The sequence below is a fragment of the Psychrosphaera saromensis genome, from assembly GCF_002954545.1.
GTDB lineage: Bacteria > Pseudomonadota > Gammaproteobacteria > Enterobacterales > Alteromonadaceae > Psychrosphaera > Psychrosphaera saromensis.
In genome coordinates, this window is sequence record NZ_MSCH01000003.1 from 247596 (window position 1) to 269447 (window position 21852).

General features: G+C 37.3%; 26 protein-coding genes. 9 read left to right on the top strand and 17 right to left on the bottom strand.

Translation table 11 applies throughout. The features are described from left to right. Positions 1 to 145: 145 nt before the first annotated feature. From rplI to BTO11_RS01120, 8 genes are all read right to left on the bottom strand, one after another. On the bottom strand, positions 146 to 598 hold the full coding sequence (rplI, locus tag BTO11_RS01085; RefSeq protein ID WP_105050845.1) for a 50S ribosomal protein L9: 453 nt from the start codon (positions 596 to 598) through the stop codon (positions 146 to 148). A gap of 13 nt (positions 599 to 611) precedes the next feature. Beyond that, positions 612 to 839: a 30S ribosomal protein S18 gene (rpsR, locus tag BTO11_RS01090; protein WP_105050846.1), complete on the bottom strand. Its 228-nt coding sequence runs from the start codon at positions 837 to 839 to the stop codon at positions 612 to 614. Positions 840 to 849: 10 nt separating this feature from the next. After that, the gene (priB, locus tag BTO11_RS01095; RefSeq protein ID WP_105053624.1) at positions 850 to 1152 is read right to left on the bottom strand and encodes a primosomal replication protein N; all 303 of its coding nucleotides are present in this window, start codon (positions 1150 to 1152) and stop codon (positions 850 to 852) included. A 22-nt stretch (positions 1153 to 1174) separates the two neighbouring features. Next, a complete protein-coding gene (rpsF, locus tag BTO11_RS01100; protein WP_105050847.1) occupies positions 1175 to 1513 on the bottom strand; it encodes a 30S ribosomal protein S6 in 339 nt (112 codons plus the stop codon). Positions 1514 to 1659: 146 nt separating this feature from the next. Beyond that, positions 1660 to 2250, bottom strand: a complete 591-nt coding sequence (locus BTO11_RS01105; protein ID WP_105050848.1) for a TlpA disulfide reductase family protein — start codon at positions 2248 to 2250, stop codon at positions 1660 to 1662. A gap of 29 nt (positions 2251 to 2279) precedes the next feature. Further along, positions 2280 to 3026 carry a 23S rRNA (guanosine(2251)-2'-O)-methyltransferase RlmB gene (rlmB, locus tag BTO11_RS01110; protein ID WP_105050849.1) on the bottom strand — a complete coding sequence of 249 codons (747 nt, stop codon included), beginning with the start codon at positions 3024 to 3026 and terminating at the stop codon, positions 2280 to 2282. Positions 3027 to 3089: 63 nt separating this feature from the next. Then, positions 3090 to 5606, bottom strand: a complete 2517-nt coding sequence (rnr, locus tag BTO11_RS01115; protein ID WP_105050850.1) for a ribonuclease R — start codon at positions 5604 to 5606, stop codon at positions 3090 to 3092. 248 nt (positions 5607 to 5854) lie between these two features. Next, positions 5855 to 6481 (bottom strand): dUTP diphosphatase, encoded by a 627-nt coding sequence (locus tag BTO11_RS01120; RefSeq protein ID WP_105050851.1) that lies wholly within the window; start codon positions 6479 to 6481, stop codon positions 5855 to 5857. A gap of 189 nt (positions 6482 to 6670) precedes the next feature. Here BTO11_RS01120 and BTO11_RS01125 point away from each other — a divergent pair, with 189 nt between their 5' ends. Then, positions 6671 to 7315 (top strand): peptidylprolyl isomerase, encoded by a 645-nt coding sequence (locus tag BTO11_RS01125; RefSeq protein ID WP_105050852.1) that lies wholly within the window; start codon positions 6671 to 6673, stop codon positions 7313 to 7315. 135 nt (positions 7316 to 7450) lie between these two features. Here BTO11_RS01125 and BTO11_RS01130 read toward each other — a convergent pair whose 3' ends face one another. Further along, positions 7451 to 8002, bottom strand: coding sequence for a DUF3016 domain-containing protein (locus BTO11_RS01130; RefSeq protein WP_105050853.1), 552 nt, complete (start codon positions 8000 to 8002; stop codon positions 7451 to 7453). Positions 8003 to 8251: 249 nt separating this feature from the next. On the opposite strand from BTO11_RS01130, the gene BTO11_RS01135 reads away from it, so the two are divergent. The 3 genes from BTO11_RS01135 (at position 8252) to BTO11_RS01145 (ending at position 11216) form a co-directional block, all read left to right on the top strand. Further along, positions 8252 to 9427, top strand: coding sequence for an MFS transporter (locus tag BTO11_RS01135; protein ID WP_181135811.1), 1176 nt, complete (start codon positions 8252 to 8254; stop codon positions 9425 to 9427). Between the two features lie 2 nt (positions 9428 to 9429). Next, positions 9430 to 10779, top strand: a complete 1350-nt coding sequence (locus BTO11_RS01140; protein WP_219846449.1) for an alanine/glycine:cation symporter family protein — start codon at positions 9430 to 9432, stop codon at positions 10777 to 10779. 104 nt (positions 10780 to 10883) lie between these two features. Further along, the gene (locus BTO11_RS01145) at positions 10884 to 11216 is read left to right on the top strand and encodes a hypothetical protein (protein WP_105050855.1); all 333 of its coding nucleotides are present in this window, start codon (positions 10884 to 10886) and stop codon (positions 11214 to 11216) included. Between the two features lie 57 nt (positions 11217 to 11273). Here BTO11_RS01145 and BTO11_RS01150 read toward each other — a convergent pair whose 3' ends face one another. The 7 genes from BTO11_RS01150 to BTO11_RS01180 all read right to left on the bottom strand — a co-directional run bounded on the left by BTO11_RS01150 (position 11274) and on the right by BTO11_RS01180 (position 16867). Beyond that, a complete protein-coding gene (locus tag BTO11_RS01150) occupies positions 11274 to 12644 on the bottom strand; it encodes an aldehyde dehydrogenase family protein (RefSeq protein WP_105050856.1) in 1371 nt (456 codons plus the stop codon). A gap of 51 nt (positions 12645 to 12695) precedes the next feature. Continuing rightward, entirely contained in the window at positions 12696 to 13505 is an 810-nt protein-coding gene (gene mutM, locus BTO11_RS01155) for a bifunctional DNA-formamidopyrimidine glycosylase/DNA-(apurinic or apyrimidinic site) lyase (protein WP_105050857.1), read from the bottom strand. 10 nt (positions 13506 to 13515) lie between these two features. Further along, positions 13516 to 14019: a hypothetical protein gene (locus tag BTO11_RS01160; protein ID WP_105050858.1), complete on the bottom strand. Its 504-nt coding sequence runs from the start codon at positions 14017 to 14019 to the stop codon at positions 13516 to 13518. 224 nt (positions 14020 to 14243) lie between these two features. Next, a complete protein-coding gene (gene rpmG, locus BTO11_RS01165; protein ID WP_105050859.1) occupies positions 14244 to 14399 on the bottom strand; it encodes a 50S ribosomal protein L33 in 156 nt (51 codons plus the stop codon). Positions 14400 to 14408: 9 nt separating this feature from the next. Beyond that, complete coding sequence (gene rpmB / locus BTO11_RS01170) at positions 14409 to 14645, bottom strand: 50S ribosomal protein L28 (protein WP_105050860.1); 237 nt, start codon at positions 14643 to 14645, stop codon at positions 14409 to 14411. Positions 14646 to 14898: 253 nt separating this feature from the next. After that, the gene (locus BTO11_RS01175; protein ID WP_105050861.1) at positions 14899 to 15672 is read right to left on the bottom strand and encodes a glycosyltransferase family 25 protein; all 774 of its coding nucleotides are present in this window, start codon (positions 15670 to 15672) and stop codon (positions 14899 to 14901) included. Then, positions 15662 to 16867, bottom strand: a complete 1206-nt coding sequence (locus BTO11_RS01180) for a capsular polysaccharide export protein, LipB/KpsS family (RefSeq protein WP_105050862.1) — start codon at positions 16865 to 16867, stop codon at positions 15662 to 15664. Before BTO11_RS01180 ends, BTO11_RS01175 begins: the two co-directional genes overlap by 11 nt. A gap of 150 nt (positions 16868 to 17017) precedes the next feature. Between BTO11_RS01180 and BTO11_RS01185 the strand changes: the two genes are divergently transcribed. From BTO11_RS01185 to BTO11_RS01205, 5 genes are all read left to right on the top strand, one after another. Then, entirely contained in the window at positions 17018 to 18466 is a 1449-nt protein-coding gene (locus BTO11_RS01185) for a capsule assembly Wzi family protein (protein ID WP_105050863.1), read from the top strand. Positions 18467 to 18470: 4 nt separating this feature from the next. Then, positions 18471 to 19034 (top strand): hypothetical protein, encoded by a 564-nt coding sequence (locus BTO11_RS01190; RefSeq protein WP_146105446.1) that lies wholly within the window; start codon positions 18471 to 18473, stop codon positions 19032 to 19034. A 9-nt stretch (positions 19035 to 19043) separates the two neighbouring features. Then, complete coding sequence (locus BTO11_RS01195; protein ID WP_105050865.1) at positions 19044 to 20138, top strand: glycosyltransferase; 1095 nt, start codon at positions 19044 to 19046, stop codon at positions 20136 to 20138. Between the two features lie 91 nt (positions 20139 to 20229). After that, a complete protein-coding gene (locus BTO11_RS01200; RefSeq protein ID WP_105050866.1) occupies positions 20230 to 20664 on the top strand; it encodes a YeeE/YedE family protein in 435 nt (144 codons plus the stop codon). Then, positions 20664 to 21083, top strand: a complete 420-nt coding sequence (locus BTO11_RS01205) for a DUF6691 family protein (protein ID WP_105050867.1) — start codon at positions 20664 to 20666, stop codon at positions 21081 to 21083. The genes BTO11_RS01200 and BTO11_RS01205 overlap by 1 nt, the downstream gene beginning before the upstream one ends. Positions 21084 to 21102: 19 nt before the next feature. Here the strand turns inward: BTO11_RS01205 and radC are convergent, their stop codons facing one another. Beyond that, a complete protein-coding gene (gene radC, locus BTO11_RS01210) occupies positions 21103 to 21777 on the bottom strand; it encodes a RadC family protein (RefSeq protein ID WP_105050868.1) in 675 nt (224 codons plus the stop codon). Positions 21778 to 21852 lie beyond the last annotated feature (75 nt).

Below are 21852 nucleotides of genomic sequence, written 5' to 3' on the forward strand. Positions count from 1 at the left end.
TCGAGTATAAACTCTAAAAACACTAAATGATTTTTTTACAAAAAAGCCAATAATCAGCAAAACGTATTGAAAAAATGACATAAAAAAACACCGTCCAAGGACAGTGTTTTTATTATCTAACTTATTACCGCAAGCGGTGAATAAATTAAGCTTCCGCGATTACTACAATTTTAATTGATGCAGTAACTTCAGGGTGTAATTGGATAGCAATATCAAATTCACCTAGTTCACGGATAACGCCTTCAGGCATTTTAACTTCAGATTTAGCTACTTGAACGCCGGCTTCAGTTATTGCAAGAGCAATATCACGAGTACCGATTGAACCAAATAGTTTACCTTCTTCACCAGCTTTAGAAGCGATAGTCACTTCACCAAGACCAGTTACTTTGTCAGAACGAGCTTCACATGCTGCTAATTCAGCAGCAACTTTCTTCTCTAATTCTGCGCGACGAGCTTCAAACTGTTCAGTGTTAGCTTTAGTTGCAGGAACTGCTTTTCCTTGAGGGAAAAGGAAGTTACGTGCAAAACCAGACTTAACATTAACGCTGTCGCCAAGAGAACCTAAGTTCGCAACTTTGTCTAAAAGGATTACATTCATATTATTAAACCTCTTATTGGTGTAAGTCTGTGTAAGGTAACAATGCAACGTAGCGTGCGCGTTTGATTGCACGTGCTAGTTGACGCTGATACTTTGCGCTTGTACCAGTGATACGACTTGGTACGATTTTGCCACTTTCAGTAACATAGTTACGTAGCGTAGCTAGATCTTTATAATCTATTTCTTTTACGCCATCAGCTTTGAAACGGCATACTTTACGACGTCTGAAATAACGTGCCATTTGAATTCTCCTAATTGAGTATTTCTATATGTTGAGCGTGCAAGGCAATAATGGGAGTCCCTTTATTACTTTCGTGGCGATTTAAAAAACCACTCACTTGAACTGCATCACCCACAATAAAATTTTTTATTAACTGTTGTTGCTCTTTCCCACAGGTTACAACATGAATTCGAATATAAGCATTTCTACTAAACTCTGACTCTTGTTGAATGGATTTATGTTCAATTGAAAATTGACCATGAACCACCCCTGCTGGACTATCTGAAAACTTAGGTGCTTTGCAAATCAGGCCACTTAATACAACTTGATTCAACACTTAAGACACTCCAAACAAATTAAGCAGCTTGTTCTTTCTTCTCTTCTTTAGCTAAAGGAGAAGCTTCTGTAACTGCACTATCTTTACGGATAGTTAAGCTACGTAAAACCGCATCGTTATAGCGGAAAGATTCTTCTAGCTCAGCAACTACTTCACTTGGCGCTTCAATGTTCAAAAGAACATAATGTGCTTTGTGTAGTTTCTCAATTGGATAAGCTAATTGACGACGTCCCCAGTCTTCTAGACGGTGGATTTGTCCGTTTGCTTCTGTAATTGTACCGGTATAACGTTCAATCATACCTGTAACTTGTTCACTCTGATCAGGGTGAACCATTAAAACGATTTCGTAATGACGCATCGTTAGATTCCTTATGGATTTTTAGCCTCAAAATCAAGCTCAGCCACACTTGAACAAAGGCAAGGAATTAAAATAAATGGCTGATTTGGGCGCGAATTATACTGGGATTGGCTGATAAAACAAGAATTAACTGACTAATTAACAAACTATTTGCTGGCTTGTTCTTCTGCTTGTTTTTTTGCTAACTCTTCTGCGGCTTTTAGTTGGTCGGCTTTCACTTGGTCAACGAGTGTTTCGTATGCCAGCCTAAGCTGTGGATCGTTAGGATCTGACAACACATAGGTAAATACTATTTCACCACGATGGTTAATAAACACAGTCGTTGGGGTGCTAGTTACGTCAAAAGATTTAGCGGCAACATCACCATCGACCAATACGGTAAAGTCGAGTCCACGACTTTTCATTTCTTTTATCGGCTTTGTTCTTGGATTTTCCCAAAAACTGACGGCGTATGTTTCAATCCCTTTTTTCACATACCCTTTAGATATTGTTTCTAAACCCGGTTGTAGTTTTTTACAGTAAGGACACCAAGTCGCCCAAAAGTGAAGAACATACGGTTTACCGAGTAAGCTTTGTGATGAAAGCTCAATAGTGTCATTGGTGATCTGCCAAGCCGGCGCCATAACGGCTTCGACAATGGGATTACCATCTTCATCTAATTCGGGCTCATCACTTAGTGCTAATAACGAGAAGCTACATAAAAAAAGTATGGCTAGTAATTTAATTTTAAACATCATCTTTTACTAAACTCCTCGAACCAGAAAAACTAGCTTCTTTGACGCACAGCTTCAAACAAAATAACCCCAGTTGCAACAGATACATTCAAACTAGACACAGTGCCAGCCATAGGTATCTTTACAAGTTGGTCACAATGCTCACGAGTTAAGCGACGCATTCCAGAGCCTTCAGCGCCCATTACGATAGCCAAAGGACCGTCAAATTTCATTTGGAATACATCTTTTTCAGCTTCACCTGCCGTACCTATGATCCAAACTTGTTCGTCTTGTAACATCTTTAATGTTCTTGCAAGGTTAGTCACAACCATTAATGGCATTACCTCAGCAGCACCACATGCCACTTTACGAGTAATAGACGATAACTTAGCTGACTTATCTTTTGGTACGATAACCGCATCGATACCCGCAGCGTCAGCAGTACGAATAACCGCACCTAAATTATGTGGGTCGGTTACACCATCTAATACTAATAAAAATGCCGCTTCGCCAGCTGCAGATTTTGCATCTAACAAATCTTTTAAGTCAGATTCATTTTTTTGTTTGCCGGCTTTAACTCTAGCCATGATGCCTTGGTGTTGTTCGCCATCACTTTTGTCATCTAGAGCTTTTCTAGACATAAACTGGACAGAAACGCCTAACTCTTTTGCATCATTAATAATGGGTAAAACGCGGTCATCTTCACGGCCTTTTAATGCAAATACTTCAATAATACGTTCTGGTTCATGCTGTAAAATTGCAGCCACTGAATGGATGCCGTACGCTAATTCAACGCTCATTTTTTAACTTACCTACTTACTGTTAACTGCGAGTTTCTATTTATTACTGCTAGCTGTTTATGGCTACTTTTTGGCTGATTTACCTGAACTAGCCGAATCCGTTTTCTTAGCAGCTATGCGTTTACCCGCTCGTGACTTAGGTTTTTTCTTGCCACTTTTTACAGGCTTTTTACGAGAAGCTCTTTTAGGGCTTTTCTCGTCAGTCGACTCGGCGGTTTTACTTTTGCCAGTGCCTCTTTTACCAGAACCGTCAGATTTCGCAGTATTTGGTACATCACCTTTACGCAATTTATCTCTAATTGACGTAGCTGTGTTGTTGGTTCTTTCTTCATTGGCCTTACTACGAGTTCTTGAACCTTTTCCTGCGTTAGCTTTACCTGAATTAGTTCTGCCACCTTGAGTTGGTAACTCGGCCAATTCAAAATCTATTTGTTTTTCGTCTAAATCTACTGCTTTAACACGAACATCAAATTTGTCGCCCAAACGGAAAACTCGACGATTGCGTTCACCGACCAAGACATGACGGTCTCCATCGTACTGGTAATAATCATTACCTAGAGCAGTGATATGAACTAGACCTTCAATATGTAAATCTAACAAGCGAACAAAAATACCAAATGAGGTTACTGATGAAATAACGCCTGCGTGTTCAGAACCAATATGGTCTTGCATGAATTCACATTTCAACCAAGATTCTACGTCTCTAGTAGCTTCATCAGCACGACGTTCAGTCATGGAACATTGTTCACCAAGTGCCTCTAACTCTTCTGAGTTATACGCATAATGCCCAGATGTTTTTTGACCTTGTTTGTTTATGATTGCTTTAATTGCTCTGTGAACAATTAAGTCAGGATAACGACGAATTGGTGATGTGAAATGAGCATACCCTTCCAGTGCCAACCCAAAGTGACCTATGTTGTCTGCTTGATATACAGCTTGGCGCATAGAGCGGATCATCATGGTTTGAATTAACTCACCATCTGGTCTGGATAAATATTTGTTAACCTGAGCACTTAACTCTTTTGGTGTTGGTTCGTCACCAAAGGTAAGTTCGCCACCAAGTTCAGCAATAAAGCTCCTAAATGCAGCTAACTTACTTGGATCCGGTTTATCATGCACTCGGAATAAGGCTTCTGCGTTATTCTGTTCAATAAACTGCGCCGCCGACACATTAGCTAAGATCATACATTCTTCAATGATCTTATGTGCGTCATTACGTGCAACGGTTTCTACTGATTCAATTTTACGTTGAGCATTGAAGATGAATTTAGCTTCAATAGTTTCAAACTCAAACGCACCACGCTCTGCACGAACCAATTTAAGTTGAGTGTACAACTCAAACAAATCAACAATATGTGGGTAGACGTGCTGATAACGTTCTCTTTGTTCTTCATCACCATCTAACATTGCCGCTACTTTGGTATACGTTAAACGTGCATGTGAGTGCATTACAGCTTGATAGAATTTGTGTTCAGACAATTCACCGCTGGCACTAATGGTCATTTCACAGACTAGACACAGGCGGTCTACCTGTGGATTTAGTGAACATAAACCATTAGATAATTCTTCTGGCAACATAGGCACAACTTGATCAGGGAAATATACTGAGTTGCCTCGTTCAATGGCTTCTTTATCCATTGGCGAATTATGTTTAACGTAATGCGATACATCGGCGATTGCGACATATAAGCGCCAACCACCGGTTTCTAATTTTTCACTGTAAACGGCATCATCAAAATCTCGTGAGCTTTCACCATCAATCGTCACTAATGGCAGTTTACGTAAATCTACGCGGCCTTCTTTGTCTTGTTCTGTTACTTCTGCTGATAAGTTCTCAGCAAAGTCACTTACTTCTTTTGGCCATTCGTGAGGAATTTCGTAATTTCTAAGCGCGATTTCAATTTCCACACCCGGCGCCATATGCTCGCCAAGTACTTCAACTACTTTACCAATACCACTTGAACGTTTATCAGGGCGAGTCACTAATTCAACCACAGCCATTTGGCCATGACGAGCGCCTAGCTCTTCACCTTGTGGGATAATAATCTCTTGTTTGATGCGGCTGTCATCTGGAATAACAACTTGCACACCCATTTCCACAAAGTAACGACCAATAATTGGTGCGGTTCTTGGTTCTAATACTTTAACCACTCTAGCTTCTGTTTTGCCTTTGTGTTCGCCAATTTCTTGCGCTTTAACAACGTCGCCGTGGAATAATTTACGCATTTGGCTATGGCTAATATACCAGTCATTTTTGCCAGGACGAGTGCCTTCAAGTTGCAAAAAACCGAAACCATCACGGTGACCGATCACCTTGCCAGTTACAAAGTCACTTTCCAATGGGATTTCATATTTATTATGTCGATTATATAAAAGCTGACCTTCACGCTCCATGGCACGAAGTCGACGCTTTAACGCCACTTTCAGATCTTCGTTGGGGATATGACACAATTTAACCAGTTCGCCAAAACCTAACGGCCCACCATTTTTTACAATTTGTTCAAGAATAAACTCTCGACTTGCAATAGGTGTGTCGTATTTTTCTTGTTCCCGTGAGAAATTCGGGTCGTGTTTAGGCATTTATACTCGCTTAATTAAATTTGTTTTTAGAAGATTTTCTAAGGCTATTATAACTCGGTGGATTTATTGAACAATGTTTAGTTTTGGTTTAGTTTCAATCTTTACTTTCAATGTACAATGTACTCTAGTGTTCAACCCACAATTCAACTTAGTTTAGAAACACTTAATTACAAGTGTATTACATACAAAAAAGAGCCAACATTATGGCTCTTTTTGCGTTATTCATCACTAAGAAGTATAAAGATTAATTACGCTGGGTAAGCCGATTTTAAACCGTTATAAACTAGCTCTTTGAAATTGGCACTCGACGCATCCGTGGAACGTAATACGTCCATTAATACTTCGTTGTCTTCTTTACCATTCCAAATTTTAATATATTCACCGGTTTTATAACCGTGATCTTGACGGAAGAAATTTAAAACATTTTTACCAACGTAATGTCTAAATAATTCATCAAAGCTCAAGTCTGTTTGTTGCATTAAACCAGCGAAGGTATTTACATCGAAACCTTTATTAGCCAATGTATTGCTCACCATAGTTTCAATAGTTTCGGCAAATGTTGGTTGCGTTAATGGTTTACTTAATTCTTTTTCAATGTCCGCAGCAATATCAGCAACATCTTGTCCTGAAACCAAACGAGCACTTAAACCAAAATGAAAAATATCAATTAATTCTAAGTGTACTTGCTCGATATCTGGCTCTTGGTGTTTCCACCATTTCCAACCGTAATGATCTAACATTTCAGCCAGTTCAACCCACATAGCTCTATGCCATGAAAAGCCTTGTTCACGCCACTGAGGGTGAACTTTTGTATTCATATCGTCCTGCATTTGTAACATGGTTAATAATTGTTGCTGCATTATATTCACGCTCAAAAAAATAATTATTTACTGATTGTGGAGCATCATATAATTTTCCGTTGAAATTAACACTACCAAAAAGCTTTTAAATCATTAGTATTCATTCAAATCAGAATAAATATATATTGCGTGTTTATTGATGTGAACATCAAAACAACATGTAAAAATCACTAATTAATTATTACAAATTTTAGGCAGTCCCCTATGAAGTCTTTGTTAAAAACCAGTTTATTATCATTAGTTGTTGTCCTTTCCGCTTGCTCGGATGAAGATGAAAAACTAAATTACCCTGTACTACAGGGCGACTCTAATACACCCTTTGATTTATCTCGCGGCGAATACGCTTGTTATGAAATTATTACCAACTTCGGCAATATAGAATTAGCTTTAGATGAAAAATATGCTCCAGCCACCAGCTTAAACTTTTACAATTACGTTGAAGATAGTTTTTATGATGGTTTGATTTTTCATAGAGTTATCGAAGACTTTATGATCCAAGGTGGCGGCTTTGAACCTGGACTAATTCCAAAAGCAACTCAAGCTCCTATTGAAATAGAATCTAAAAACGGGCTAAAGAATTATCGTGGTCGTATTGCCATGGCAAGAACGTCAGTACCAGATTCAGCAACTTCGCAGTTCTTTATCAATACCGTTGATAATGCATTTTTAGATTATGGGAATGCGTCTGATGGTTACGGTTATACGGTATTTGGTGAAGTGATTGAAGGTATGGATGTGGTTGACGCAATAGAAGCACTTGAAACAGCAACTACCAATGGTTATGCCGATGTACCTGTGGACGATGTCACTATTGATACGATAACGCCAATGGACTGCCCAATAGATTAAGCTTCTGTTTAATATAAAAATAAATATCCAATAACTAAAAAGCGAGATCAATTTAATTGAACTCGCTTTTTTTGTCACTTCAGCCTTAGTTGTAAGGCCAAATGCACAGCACAATCATAACAGCTCAAATATTAATTATTCGCTGATTAAACCAACCTGCTGCTGTTGCCAATCCGTGATGATGACTTGAGGATCTTTATTGAACCAATCCGTTAACATTCGCTTCTCATAATCATAAGAATCACGACTTGAATGAGAATTGCCACCTCTGCTCATAAATGCAGTATCTTTTAACTTTACAGTTTCACTCTTAATGAGTTGTTGACCCTGCATCAGTTGGTATTCAAATTCAATTGATGGCCAGTACATCTGTTGCACCAGCCTAATGTCTTGACTCATTGAAAAGTTATAACTCACATCGCCTGCCAAATTAAGATTGGTTACCTTAATCTTTAATGTCAAATCTGACGGTGCTTTTTCAGCAAGTTGACTGAGATGTTGTTCTAGCTGAGTAAATAAGTTTTCTCTGAATTTAGTTTTATGTGAATTACCATGGCGAATATCTGAATAACTATCAGGTTCTTGCCATTTCACCTCAACATTAGCGGCTTGAGTGTGTGATGCAGTAAAAATGCATACGCAAAATAAAAGTTTATTCATTAATATTTTATTGATAAATGTTTTCATATTATTGTTCCTTAATATTTGAAGATTCTATTTTACCTCTGACCGTTAAAGCTTATAACAGCCAATTTCAACGTTTGTTTCAATAAGTTTATCTTAGTACGAAATAAATACTGAATTACTGTTACCAATTCTATAACCTAATGGAATAACTCCATTATTATAGTTGAGTAAGAATTAGTGCAGCTTGATACCACTGTATACAAAACGAACAACACACACAAGGTTATGCATCCGAATGTATGGCTACTCATGTTAGCTCAAGCATTAATTGGTTCAATTGGCCCAGTTATCGTTTTTGTCGGTGGTTTTATTGGGTTAAAACTAGCACCAACGAAAATATTAGCGACTATGCCGATTGCCTTAATGGTGGTTGGCATTGCTTTATTTATGCTGCCGGTTATTAAAGGTTTATCTATAGTTGGTCGTAAAAACGGTTTTATTATTGCGATTGTTTCTGGTTCACTTAATTGTTTATTTGCCGCCTACGCCATAGAAGTCGCTAACTTTTGGTTGTTTTGTTTAAGTATTACCTTATTTGGTATTGTGATTGCCGCTGTACAACAGTTCCGTTTTGCCGCTATGGAATCTGTATCTGATGAATTGGCCAGTAAAGCAGTATCTATTCTTTTATTAGCCGGTTTAATTGCTGCTTTTATTGGGCCTGAAATCGCATTTGTTGGTAAAGACTGGTTTGCGACTGAGTTTGTTGGTTCGTTTGTTGGCGTTTCAATTCTATTACTGCTGTCTATTATCTTTGTTTGGTTTTATAAACCACTGAGTAAAACGCAAGAAGAAGTACATGCACCAAAACGTGCGTTAAGTGAAATAATCAAACAACCTGTGTTTTTAGCTTCAATCATTAGTGCAACGGTTGGCTTTACCGTAATGAGTTTTATTATGACGGCAACACCCATTAGTATGCATGTGTACAGTGGCTTTGATATAGAAGACACTAAGTGGGTTATTCAAAGTCATATTATCGCTATGTATTTACCTTCCTTTTTTACCGGGAAGTTGATCCAACGATTTGGCCAAGCCAAAATTTTATTCAGCGGTATCTTTGCTTTATCACTTTGCATAATTATCGGTTTTGCTGGTCATCAGTACGTGCATTATTGGGGAGCTTTGGTATTGTTAGGGATTGGTTGGAACTTTATGTTTATAACTGCAACAACATTATTACCGCAAAGTTATACACCTTCTGAAAAATATAAGATCCAAGGTCTAAATGATCTTGTTATGTTTTCTTGTCAAGCAGTGGCGTCCTTGTCTGCTGGTTGGGTTATTAATACTCTTGGCTGGAATTCAATGTTAGTTATTTGTATCCCATTACTGCTAATTGCAGCATTTTTTGTGTTGTACTGGCGTAGTTGGCAATTAAAAAATAAATATACACTCACTAAAATACACACAGTTAAGGAATAATTATGGATTGGCTAGGTTCTATCATGACTGCATTTTCAAACTTTGTTTGGGGAATGCCCATGATTGTCTTATTAGTGGGTGGTGGTATATTTTTTACTGTTTATTCTCGACTAACCCCTTTTCGTTATATTGGTCACGGTATCTCGCTGTTAACGGGAAAGCACGATAAAGACTCAGAAAAAGGTCAATTAACTCATGCTCAAGCATTGTCAGCTGCATTGGCTGGTACTGTAGGAATGGGGAATATTTCAGGCGTTGCGTTGGCAATTACCGCTGGCGGACCTGGTGCTGTATTTTGGATGTGGCTCACCGCTTTATTAGGTATCTCTACCAAATTCTTCACTTGTTCTTTGGGTGTTATGTTCAGAAAAACCGACAAAGACGGTGAAGTGCATGGCGGCCCTATGTATGTGATAACCGAAGGGCTAGGAAAGAAATGGAAACCGTTAGCGGTTTTATTCGCATTTGCTGGATTATGGGGAACCATACCGTCATTCCAAGCGAATCAGTTAACTGCAGCGTTACGTGAAGAGTTAATTCCTAAATCATGGTTTTCATCTCCTGATATGTTCAACCTTGTTGTTGCTATTGTTATTACTTTATTAGTGGCAGGCGTAATTATGGGTGGCTTAAAACGCGTGGCTTATGTCACAACACGTTTAGTGCCAAGCATGGCGATAATGTATGTATTGATGACATTAGCTGTGTTGTTCAATCATTTACCTGAAATCCCGCAATTGTTCCAATCTATATTTGTTGAAGCTTTCCAACCACAAGCGGTTTCTGGCGGCATATTAGGTGTACTTATTATTGGTGTATCTCGTGGTGTATTCTCCAACGAGGCTGGAATTGGTACTGAAGTACTTGCTCACGGCGCAGTAAAAACCAATGAGCCAATCCGTGAAGGATTAGTTGGTATGTTGGGACCGATTGTTGATACCTTAATCATGTGTACTTGTACTGCCTTAGTTATTTTGGCATCAGGTATGTGGCAAGATGTGGAAGGCGTTAAAGGCGTTGAGTTAACTATGCAAGTATTTGGGCAAGAACTAGGTGTTATTGGACAAGTCTTATTAGCCATTCAAATTCTGTTTTTAGCCGCCAGTACTATGTTCACTTATTGGTATTACGGTGAGAAATGTTTCGTCTATCTATTAGGTGAAGCGAATCGTAAATATTACAAACCGTTTTACTTAACCACAATTATGATCGGCTGTTTAGTTACGCTAGATATTATATTTAACTTTATGATTGGTATGTACGGACTTATGGCCATACCAACTATGTTGTCAGCTATTTTATTGGCACCTAAAGTGAAAGCCGCAGCTAAAGTATATTTTGCTAAGCTTTAGTTAAGCTGAGATTGTGCTGAGATTGTGCTGAGATTAAACCGAGCTTTGATTGAGCATCGTTAAAAGAAACTAACTAATATAGATAACAGGAAGGATTAAAGATTATGAAAAAAGCGTCAAAACCAGTTATCTATATTATTGCAGCCCTATCTATCGCATTGGTTGTAATGTATCTATGGCGTTCTTCTTTAACTGAGCCTGTGTTAACTGACTACCAGCCTGAGTTTAATCAATGCGAGAAAGTATACGTAGGTAAAATTCCGTACGTCTGCAATCCCGGTGAGTTAATTTATATCGATGCCGAGGTTGCACAAGAGTACTGTACCGATGAGGTTTTTGTTAAAACTGAGGATCATATTTATTGTGTTTATAACGGTAATCGTCCCGACAGAACTCGAACTCTTAAGAAATTTAATACCCGCACAACAAAAAAGTGATGCTCCTTGGAACATCACTTTCTGTTATTTCAATCCACTTTCTAACTATGCTAACCGCTAAAACTTAGCTAAAAACTTAAATATTTTCTGTTTCCAGTTAGAGTATGGCGCATACCTCATTGGCATGTCGGCAAAAAAGCTCTTATGTAAAATCGGTTTAAAGTGGCTGAAAGTATCAAAACCCCACTTCCCATGATAAGACCCCATACCTGAATGACCAACGCCACCAAATGGAAAGTCAGAATTAAGCATAAAGGTAAGTGTATCGTTAATGCTTAATGTCCCTGAGCTGGTTTCATTTTTTACCATTTTAATTGTTAGATCATCGTTACTAAATAAATATAACGCTAATGGTTTTTCTCTGTCATTAATAAACTGAATCGCTTTATCCATCGATGCAATTTCAATAATAGGCAGTAAAGGACCAAATATTTCTTCTTCCATTATTGGACTGGTTAACTCTGGATTAAAAATTAACGTTGGCGCTATGTATTTTGTTTTTTTGTCGGTTTGCCCACCAATGATCAATCGTTCTTCATTCTCTTTTAGATAACCCGAGATCCGCTGAAAGTGACGGTCATTGATAATTCGACCATAATCCTCAGATTGTTTTGGATCGCGTCCGAACTGTTTGATTAGAGCTTGTTGTAAGGCTTTAATGAGTGGTTCACGCATCAAAGGTGTAACTAATATATAGTCTGGTGCGATGCAGGTTTGTCCTGCATTAATAAATTTGCCCCAAATAATTCTAGCCGCCGTTACTTTTAAGTTAGTGTTGTTATCAACGATACACGGACTTTTACCACCCAACTCTAAAGTAACCGGGGTTAAGTATTCACTTGCGGCGCGCATCACTATTTTGCCAACCGCTTCGCTACCGGTATACATAATATGGTCAAAGCGCTGCTTCAGTAGTTCAGTGGTTGCTGCCACATCACCTTCATATACAGCTACAGCGGATTTATCTAAATATTTAGGCACTAACTCAGCGAGCAGTTTTGATGTCGCCACAGACAATTCTGAAGGCTTAAGCACAACACAGTTGCCTGCAGCTAATGCGGCAACCAAAGGGCTTAACACTAACTGTAATGGATAATTCCACGCCCCCATAATTAACACTGTACCTAACGGTTCAGGCGTGATTTTACTGTGTCCGGGTTGTAACAATAATGGAGTACTAACGTTTCTTGTTTTCGCCCATGTTTTGGTTTTCTTAAGAAACAAAGCGATGTCTTTTAATACAAAAGCATATTCTGATATATGTGACTCAAATTCACATTTACCTAAGTCATCATGGAGTGCTTGATAAATAGACTTTTCGTTTTCCTCTAACATTTGTTTTAACGCCAATAGTTGGCCGTGACGCCACTCTACTGATCTGGTTTTTCCACTAGTAAATGTCTTTTTAAATTGAGAAATAAATTCCATTATTACAACGCCTCATCACTGATTTTCTAATACCGAAGATAACTTGATTTGTTACCCTTGGCAACTTGGACAATAGAACGAATTACGCTGTCCTATTTTTACCGATTCTATAATAGTTTGACAGGTTAAACATTCCTTCCCTGTTCGAGCATACACCAACAATTCTTGAGCAAAGTAACCTGGACTTCCATCTGATTGGGTGAAATCTTTTAATGTTGTGCCACCTTGTTTAATAGCTTGTTCCAAGGTTTGTTTAATATGCACGGTCAGCTCTGCATATTTTTTCTTAGTAATTTTTCCAGCAGGCTTTCTTGGGTCTATGCCCGCTTTAAATAAACTCTCATTGGCATAAATATTACCTACACCTACAACAATGTGATTATCCATAATGAAGTTTTTCACCACAGTGTTTTTGCCTCTGGATTGATCAAACAATACATTAGCGTCAAATTCGTCCGTTAACGGCTCTGGGCCTAATTTCATTAGTAACTTGTGGGTTGTATTAGGTTGTTGCCATAAAAACGAACCAAAGCGACGAGCGTCGTTATATCTGAGTACTTTACCGTTACTAAACTCTATGTCGATGTGATCATGCTTAACCAATTCGACATCTTTGTCGACAACACGTAATTTACCCGACATCCCCAAATGTAAAATGCCACTTCCTGCTTGAGTTTCAATAAATAAATATTTTGCTCGACGGGTTACCGCTTTAACCGTTTGGCCAACTAACAATTGAACTTCATCCGGCACTAACCAACGCAAGCGTCCGTTTCGAACAATGACTTTAGTCACGACTTGATCTGTTATATGAGGTGAAATACCTAAACGGCTAACTTCAACTTCTGGTAACTCAGGCATTCGTATTAACCTAACTAGTTATATTGAGTAAAACGAGTGGAATAAATAAAGGTAACTGGGACTGATCAATCATCATCCATTGTGCTAAATGATGGTCAAAAACATAAACTAGCCCTAAATCATTATCAATAATAAACTCAAAAATGAGCGTTTGTTTGGTCCCCAATACATCCACGGAAATTGGTAAACGAGTATTTGAACTATTTATCGCCGGTTCGTTAGTCAAAAGTTCAATCGAAGTCGAAGTCCAATGACTTACAACATCGGCTGGTATTAACTCTTTATCTAGCGTTATTGCGCTCACTGTACGCCAATTAGCGCCGATGCGTTCAAAACGTAGACCACTGTAATCTATATTCTGAATTAAGCTGTTTGAGTCGATTAGCGTGCGTTTAACTTTGTTATTTTCATTTGATACGAAGCGCTGATGTGTACTGTTAAATAATACGATCATAAATAACGAGGCAAAAATTAAAACATTATTCCACCCTCTTTGACTTAAGCCTGTTCTCATTATACGTCCTATCGAAATTATTAGATCACAAATTATAATCGCACAATTTAAACTTATTGTGCGAGCTTAAAATTAATTAATACAGTCTAGGGGCTGTTTATCTTTCATATTCTGCAATATAGAGAGATCCCCCCTCTAACCGAACTTGAATTTTAGACATAAAAAAACCCGACGTTAGTCAGGTTTTTTAAACTTTTGCAAAAGTTTCAATAGAATCAAAAAGCTTACTTAATTTTAGCTTCTTTGAAGATCACGTGTTTACGGATCTTTGGATCAAATTTTTTGATTTCCATCTTTTCAGGCATTAGCTTTTTATTTTTATCAGTAGTATAAAAATAACCAGTTCCAGCCGTTGAAACTAAACGAATTTTATCACGCATGTTAGTTCCTTAGATTTTTTGACCATCTGCACGCATATCTGCAAGCACTGTATCAATACCTTTTTTATCAATTATACGCATACCTTTAGTAGATAAACGTAATTTCACAAATCGCTTCTCACTTTCAACCCAAAAACGGTGTGTTTGTAGGTTAGGTAAGAAACGACGTCTAGTAGCGTTGCGCGCGTGTGAACGATTGTTACCAACCGCTGGACGCTTACCTGTTACTTGGCAAACTTTAGCCATGTCATTTACTCCAAAACAAAAATTCTGACGTCAATCTAATTCGCCCTATTGGCCAATTGATTTGTCCGGGCATTCGAAAGGGCGCAATTTATACAGAATTTGATGACCAAGATCAAGTTCTTTTATGATTAAGGGCGTAAAAAATGCTTATTTATGTAAATTAAGTTCAATAAATAGGCAAAGCTCTTTTTCAGTACAATTTACGTCCTCTGATGCGCAAACAATTATCGGAGAAAATCGACTTAAAATACAGTTAATTATTTTTAATAAATTGGCTTAAATTAAGCTTAGCGTTATTTTGTTTTCTATTCTTTAAATAGAAGGATATTGCATATTTTATATTGCGCCAAGTTGAACTTTTTTCAGCCCGTCCTTTTCCAGCAGCAATTTTACTAATTTCGCTCGTTTCACTCGTTTCACTATTCTGTTGTTTAATCAGCGGAGGATCTATACCTAAAACATTAATGTTTTTTTCCCAATAATGTTTAAAATCGACATCAACAGGTCTAAAAATTTGTTGTGAATTAGCCACTAACTTAATTGCTCCCTGATTAGACACTACTTGGGCTAATGTATTAATTGGAGTCTTTTCATATTTTACTAAGTCATACGAGTCAGAAATCTCAGTCCGTTGCAATGCTGGCACTTCCCTTGATGAGAATGCTAAACGGATATAATCCCAATTTTTTAACTGAGTTAGTAATGACTCAAAGTCTTTAAACGAATCAGACAGTATAAAGTCATCTTCTAGAATTACGGCATAATCCAAGCTTTCATCTATAATTTTTTGCCAACAGGTAATGTGACTTAAATAACAGCCTATCTCACCTAAGCTTAATGATTTTTTATATAATTTATAATTATTGTCCGCATTGTATACATCATCTACCTGCTGCTGTGACAAATCTTTACCATAGACAGCGGCAACTCGCTCAAATTCTACCCCAAACTTTTCTAACTCTTTTTTGCATAACTCTAAACGGTCAGTGCTTTTATCTAAATTTATTAAAAAAACTTTAAATTTCATTGGCTTTCTCTTGGATAGTACAGGGACTATAAGGATTATCTAATCGCTGAGAAACAGCTTGAAAATGTGCATTCTCATCCGTTAATTTATTCCAACTTTGTGGTAATAAATATTCCACTTTCATATAACTTAAAAACTTACTAACGAGTTCTTGATTAACTGATTTTGTATCAATAGTTAATAATATATTATTTAATTCTTCTTGCGTGTCAGCGTGGTGAACGAGTCCTTCTATATTGAAAAACGCATTACCTAATGTGATCACATTTTTATTCAATAATAGAGATTCGATACCAACGGTTGAATTAATAGTAATAACCGCGAGTGCATTCTCTATCAGTGCTTGTGTATTATTTTCATTAGCAAAAATAATATTGCTGTTTTTATTATGTAAATCGATAAAACTACGAGGCCAACTAGGATGCTCTTTAATCACAAACTTCACAGGTTTCCAATCAGTTTGTTGCTGTAAAAAAGTTAATGCACTCTCTATTGATTGATAGAAAGACTCCATATCAGGTACCCAAGGCGAATGACAAACAATCTGTGTGTCATTCGGCACCTGAAATGGCACAAAAATATAACGTTCAGGTAATGTAATTTCAGCCTTGCTCACTTTTCTATTTTTATGTGCTTCTCTAGCAACGAGCGTTTTATCGGCATTTTCAACTTTCCCTTGCCAGTTTAAGTAAAAATTAGGGTCTCGTGGTAATGAATTTACGGCATTAACGCCTTTAGTATCCAAAACTGTGGTGTTTGGTAATAATCCATTTTCAAATAAAACAGTTTTTTTGCCAACCATCTTTGCAACAACATACGGCGTGCGATTTGGCTGCTTCATCCCGTTCCATATCACAACGGTTTCACATGGATGTTCACTTAGTAACTGAAAATAATAACTCGCTCTAGATTTTTCTCTGAAGCGATAAAATGATTGCACTAAGTCATATAAGAATTTAGAGCGCTTTAAAATTGGATGTCTTACTTGTTTTCTTTTTAAGTGAACATCAACTAGATCATCAATATCCAATTGCTTTAGTTTTTCCCATTGGCTAAAACGAGGAAAAACAAATGTTTTTAATTGATGTAATGAAGCACTATTGCCTAAGTATGAGATTAACTTTTGATAATAACGATAATGCGAAGATTTACGGGAAATAAATAAATATTTTTGTTGGACTGTATTTGGCTTCAAAATAAGCTAATCCTATTATCTTAATTATTGCGTAACATTCTAATCTGCCGAATATTACAGTGATATTATCAAAAAGTTAATGAAATAGTGAATTTCGAGTTTAAAGACATTACACTAGCATCTACTTAAAGACAGAGCTAACTACCTATTGTGCATATTAAAAAATTTCTAATATTCTTCTATCCAGCGTTTTATTTAGCTGTATTCTTAACCGCGAACTCTACGGTTGCAGCCTCTGCGTATTTACCAATCAAGCAATCGGCGAGTATCGAACGTAAAATTGATAAATTGTTGTTATTAGCCAATATGACGACTTTAAAAAAACCAATTGCAATTAATCAAGTAAACAAAGCTGTTGAAAAAGTCTGTTCCGTACAAAATAGCGTACTTTGTAGTGACATTAGAAATCATCTTAAAAAATATGAAAGTGCTGCCAATTTAATAGATGCAAAAGTGACGGTTCAACTATCAAACAGAGATGATGCCGCATTAGCAAATCAAAGAGGCATAAAGTATCAATCTAATTATCATGGACATGCTACGGGGTTCAGTCGAATAAATGATTACATTTCATTTTCTGCTGGCATTCAAATGGATGAAGACAACTTAACCATGGAGAATACTTATTTATCCGTGGGGACAGATTGGCTGCAGTTCGACTTGGGAACAAAACCTCATTGGTTATCTCCGATGGACAACTCTGCCATGTTATTGAGTACTCACGCCTCCACGATTCCTACGCTATCATTTTCTAATTCGGTTCCATTAACTAGTGTTGGGATAAATTATGAGATTTTTGTGGGTGAACTATCCACTTCAGATAAAATTTACTACCAGGGCGAATACATCAGTGGGAAGCCTATTTTAACTGGCCTGCACTTTTCTATAACGCCTTGGCAAGGTTTTAGTTTAGGAGTTAATAGATTATTACAGTCTGGCGGTGGTGAACGCGACTCAAATTCTTTGAGTGATTTCTTTGGTGCTTTTTTAAAACCTGCTACAAATGATAATACAAGTGAAGACTTGTCTGTAGATGAGCAATTTGGAAACCAAGTAGCATCATTAGTAAGCCAATTCACGTTTACTGGGACTGTACCTTTTTCGTTATACTTTGAGTATGCAGGCGAAGACACTAGTAGAGGCTTTAATTACAAACTAGGAAATTCAGCTCTTTCCGCTGGTTTATACATACCGACCCTTACCGATAGTATAGGGCTGCGCTTAGAAATGGCTGAGTGGCAAAATGGTTGGTATGTGCATCATGTATATAAAGATGGATTGACTAATAAAGGTAATATTATAGGCAATTGGGCTGCCGAGTCTCGCTATAGAGAAACCTCTTTTTCAGGTGATGGTGTTGGTGCATATAATGCGATGGCTAAAATATACTGGTCTCTAAACAATGGGGATGACATCACAATTACAGCTAATATGACTGAAAATGAAAGCTATACACAATACAACTACGATACAAGTTATCAGCTCAGAGTGGAATGGCTGAAAGTGGGTGACGAACATTCATGGGAGTCTTCCATTGAATATGGCAAGGATATTTTTAACGAGTCTTATTATTCAATATCAACCTCAATAGCTTGGTGATCTCATGATGAAAAAAATACTAATTATCTTACATTTGGTTTTGTTGCATTTTTCAGCGACTAGTTATAGCACCGAGTCATACCAATTAAGGTTAGACACTGGTGTTAATATATACGCCAGTCGTTTTTTTGAAAATCTTAAACAAGATTTGCCTGGTTATGACTCTTTCAATCTAGACCCATACATAGGAATAGCTGCATATAAATATGTATCTCCAAATAATAAATTAGGCTCTCGTATAGATATCCAAGAAATTAACCAGCATACACTTATCAGCGTTAGAGCGATCGATTACCAATTTGCTATATCGGAATCATTTATGACAAATGTATATTTAGGAGCTGCTCGCTACCAGTTTAGGACTCCAGCTTATGGCTATGCTTTAGGTTTTGGTTTGTTGTATCACCCCCAAAACTGGGGGAACTGGGGGGTTCAGTTAGAAGGTCGTTATTTTGATGCTCTAGCAAGGGATAAATTAACCGATGCAGATCCACAAGGTGGAGATTTTGGGCCAGATTCGTTTCATGATATTCAATCTCTCTCTATCGGACTGAATTACTACTTCTAGGAATATTTAATGACACAAAAAAATATCGCGATATTTATTGATAGTCTTGGTGGTGGTGGTGCGGAAAAGGTCATGTTAACGCTAGCCTCTGGATTTCAAAAAGAAGGCCATCAAGTACATTTCTTTTTATTAGAACCTAGAGTCGAATATGCTAGTTCTAGCGATTTTTTTGTTCATGTTTTATATGACAATATTACTCACCGTAAAAGCACAAACTGGTTAAATATAAAAAAAACCACGTCAGATATGACTCGTTTAGTTAATGGTATATCAACTTCACATGGTCTATTTGATTTACATTTAGTCAATCTAGATCCAAGTAGTAAAGTTCTATCGCGTTGTGATTTCAACAATACATTTTATATTCTACACAATGCGATGGCTGAAGAACTAAAACGTGAAGCTAAACTCGGTCCAATAAAATATTTTCGCAAACTAAGAGAAAAGAAAAGTTACAATAATAAACAGTTAATTGCAGTATCGGACGGAGTTAAAAATGAAGCATTATCTGGACGTTATATAAAACCTAAATCGGTAACCCGAATTTATAATCCTTCTGACATTGCAGTAATAACTAAACTAGCCAACGAATTAAACGATGAGATACCAAAAGAACCATATTTAATTCATGCAGGACGAGTGGTAAAACAAAAGCGTCACGACATTTTATTTCAAGCTCTTGCGTTAGTACCTGAGATTAAATTAGTCCTGCTATGCAAATATGCTGACAAAGCTCGAAAGCTTGCAAAGAAATATGGCGTAGAGCATAGACTCATAACACCAAGCTTCCAAGCTAATCCTTATAATTGGCTTGCTAATGCAAAATTACTTGTATCCAGTTCGGATTTTGAAGGTTTACCTACGATTTTAATCGAAAGTCTCATTTGCCAAACACCTGTGGTTAGTACCAATTGTGATTATGGTCCAAGTGAAATACTAACGGGTGAACAAGCTGAGTTTTTAACACCACTAAATAATCCAGAAGCCCTAGCAAGCAAAATAATTCAGGCATTTAAATCACCGCCAAGTATTGATTCTGAGTATATTAATAAACAATTCTCAATTGACTCTGCAGTTAAAGCTTACCTAAACTTAATTGAATAGATATTTAAGTTATATAACCTATAACTTAAATACAAGACCATTAGATTAGATATTGCTAAAATACATTTTTGGCAATTATCGAGCTTTTTAAATGGTTGAATTAACCTCTAGTGATTTTTTCTTAGCAGCTTTGGGTGGTAGTCTCATTGGAATATCTGCTATTTTAATGCTTTATTTTATTGGCAGAATAGCCGGGATTTGTGGCATTACTTTTTCTTTATTGGACTCCAATGAAATTAATAAGCCTTGGCGTTGGGTATTTTTACTGGGCCTGATACTCGGTCCAATGTTAGTCCATCAAATCTATCAACTGCCAATCCCAGACGCGCCAACAGACAATATTCCGTTGTTGATCCTTGCCGGTTTAATAACTGGATTTGGTACAAAACTGAGTAACGGTTGCACCAGCGGTCATGGTGTATGCGGCATAGCTCGTTTCTCCTCACGATCCATAGTGGCGACGATAACCTTTATGTTATTTGGATTTATTTCAGTTTATGCCCTCAAACACCTTATAGGATTGTAATGAATACATTATTTAGCTATTTAATCATTTTATTAGCTGGCCTATTATTCGGTATAGGTTTGGCAATTTCAGGTATGAATGACACTCATGTTGTACAAGGGTTTTTAGATGTATTTGGCCAATGGGACAGTCGTTTGATTTTTGTTATGTTAGCGGCGTTAATTGTCACTCTATTAACCTTCCCGTTAATATTAAAACGTGAAAAACCGATATTTGATTCGTTATTTCATTTACCAAAATTCAGCCAGATAGATCGTAAGCTAATTATTGGCGCGGCTATGTTTGGTATAGGTTGGGGTTTAGTTGGCTATTGTCCAGGCCCTGCGATTGCCTCAATTAGTTATGGTTATTGGCAAACGGCAGTCTTTATTGTCAGCATGTTAATTGGTGCTTTTGTCTGTAATAAAACCACCAGCTAAGGTACCGCCTAAACGGGGTTCATAACAATCCTCGTTCAGCAAAGCTCACCACTTCGTTATAGCCGATAACAAAGTGGTCGAGTGTTCTAACATCAATAAGGGACAAGGCTTGTTTAAGTTTATTGGTGAGGTTTATATCGGCATTACTGGGCTCTGAAATTCCAGATGGGTGATTATGGGCAAAAATCACAGCGGCCGTTTTGTGTTTAATAACCGAGTCGACAACCACTCTTGGGTAAACCGCGGCGGCGTCAATTGTTCCTGTAAACAATACTTCATCATTAATGACTCTGTGCTGATTGTCCAAATGTATAATCAAAAACTTTTCATAAGTTTCATCTCTTAACAATTGATGTAAATACGTTCTTACTACTTCTGGCGAGTCTAGTACATTTTCTCGAAACATCGACTCTTGAAAGTAACGTTTCGACATTTCTAACACAGCTTGTAGTTGCACGAATTTAGCTTGCCCCATTCCCTTAGTTTGGCAAAACGCACTTTCGTCAGCGTTAAATAACTGATTTAACGAACCAAAGTGTTGCAGTACATGGGTAGCGAGACTAACAACATCCATACCCACCACGCCTGTGCGTAAAAAGATTGCTAACAACTCAGCATCAGATAACGAGTCTGCCCCCTGATTTAATAATTTCTCACGAGGTTTTAAATGTTGTGGCCAATGATTTAATGACATACTGCCTCCGTGCAATAATTGTTTTTATGGTTTTAAATTAGGGCCTGTTGATCTTTCGAGTATGAATTTTGTTCA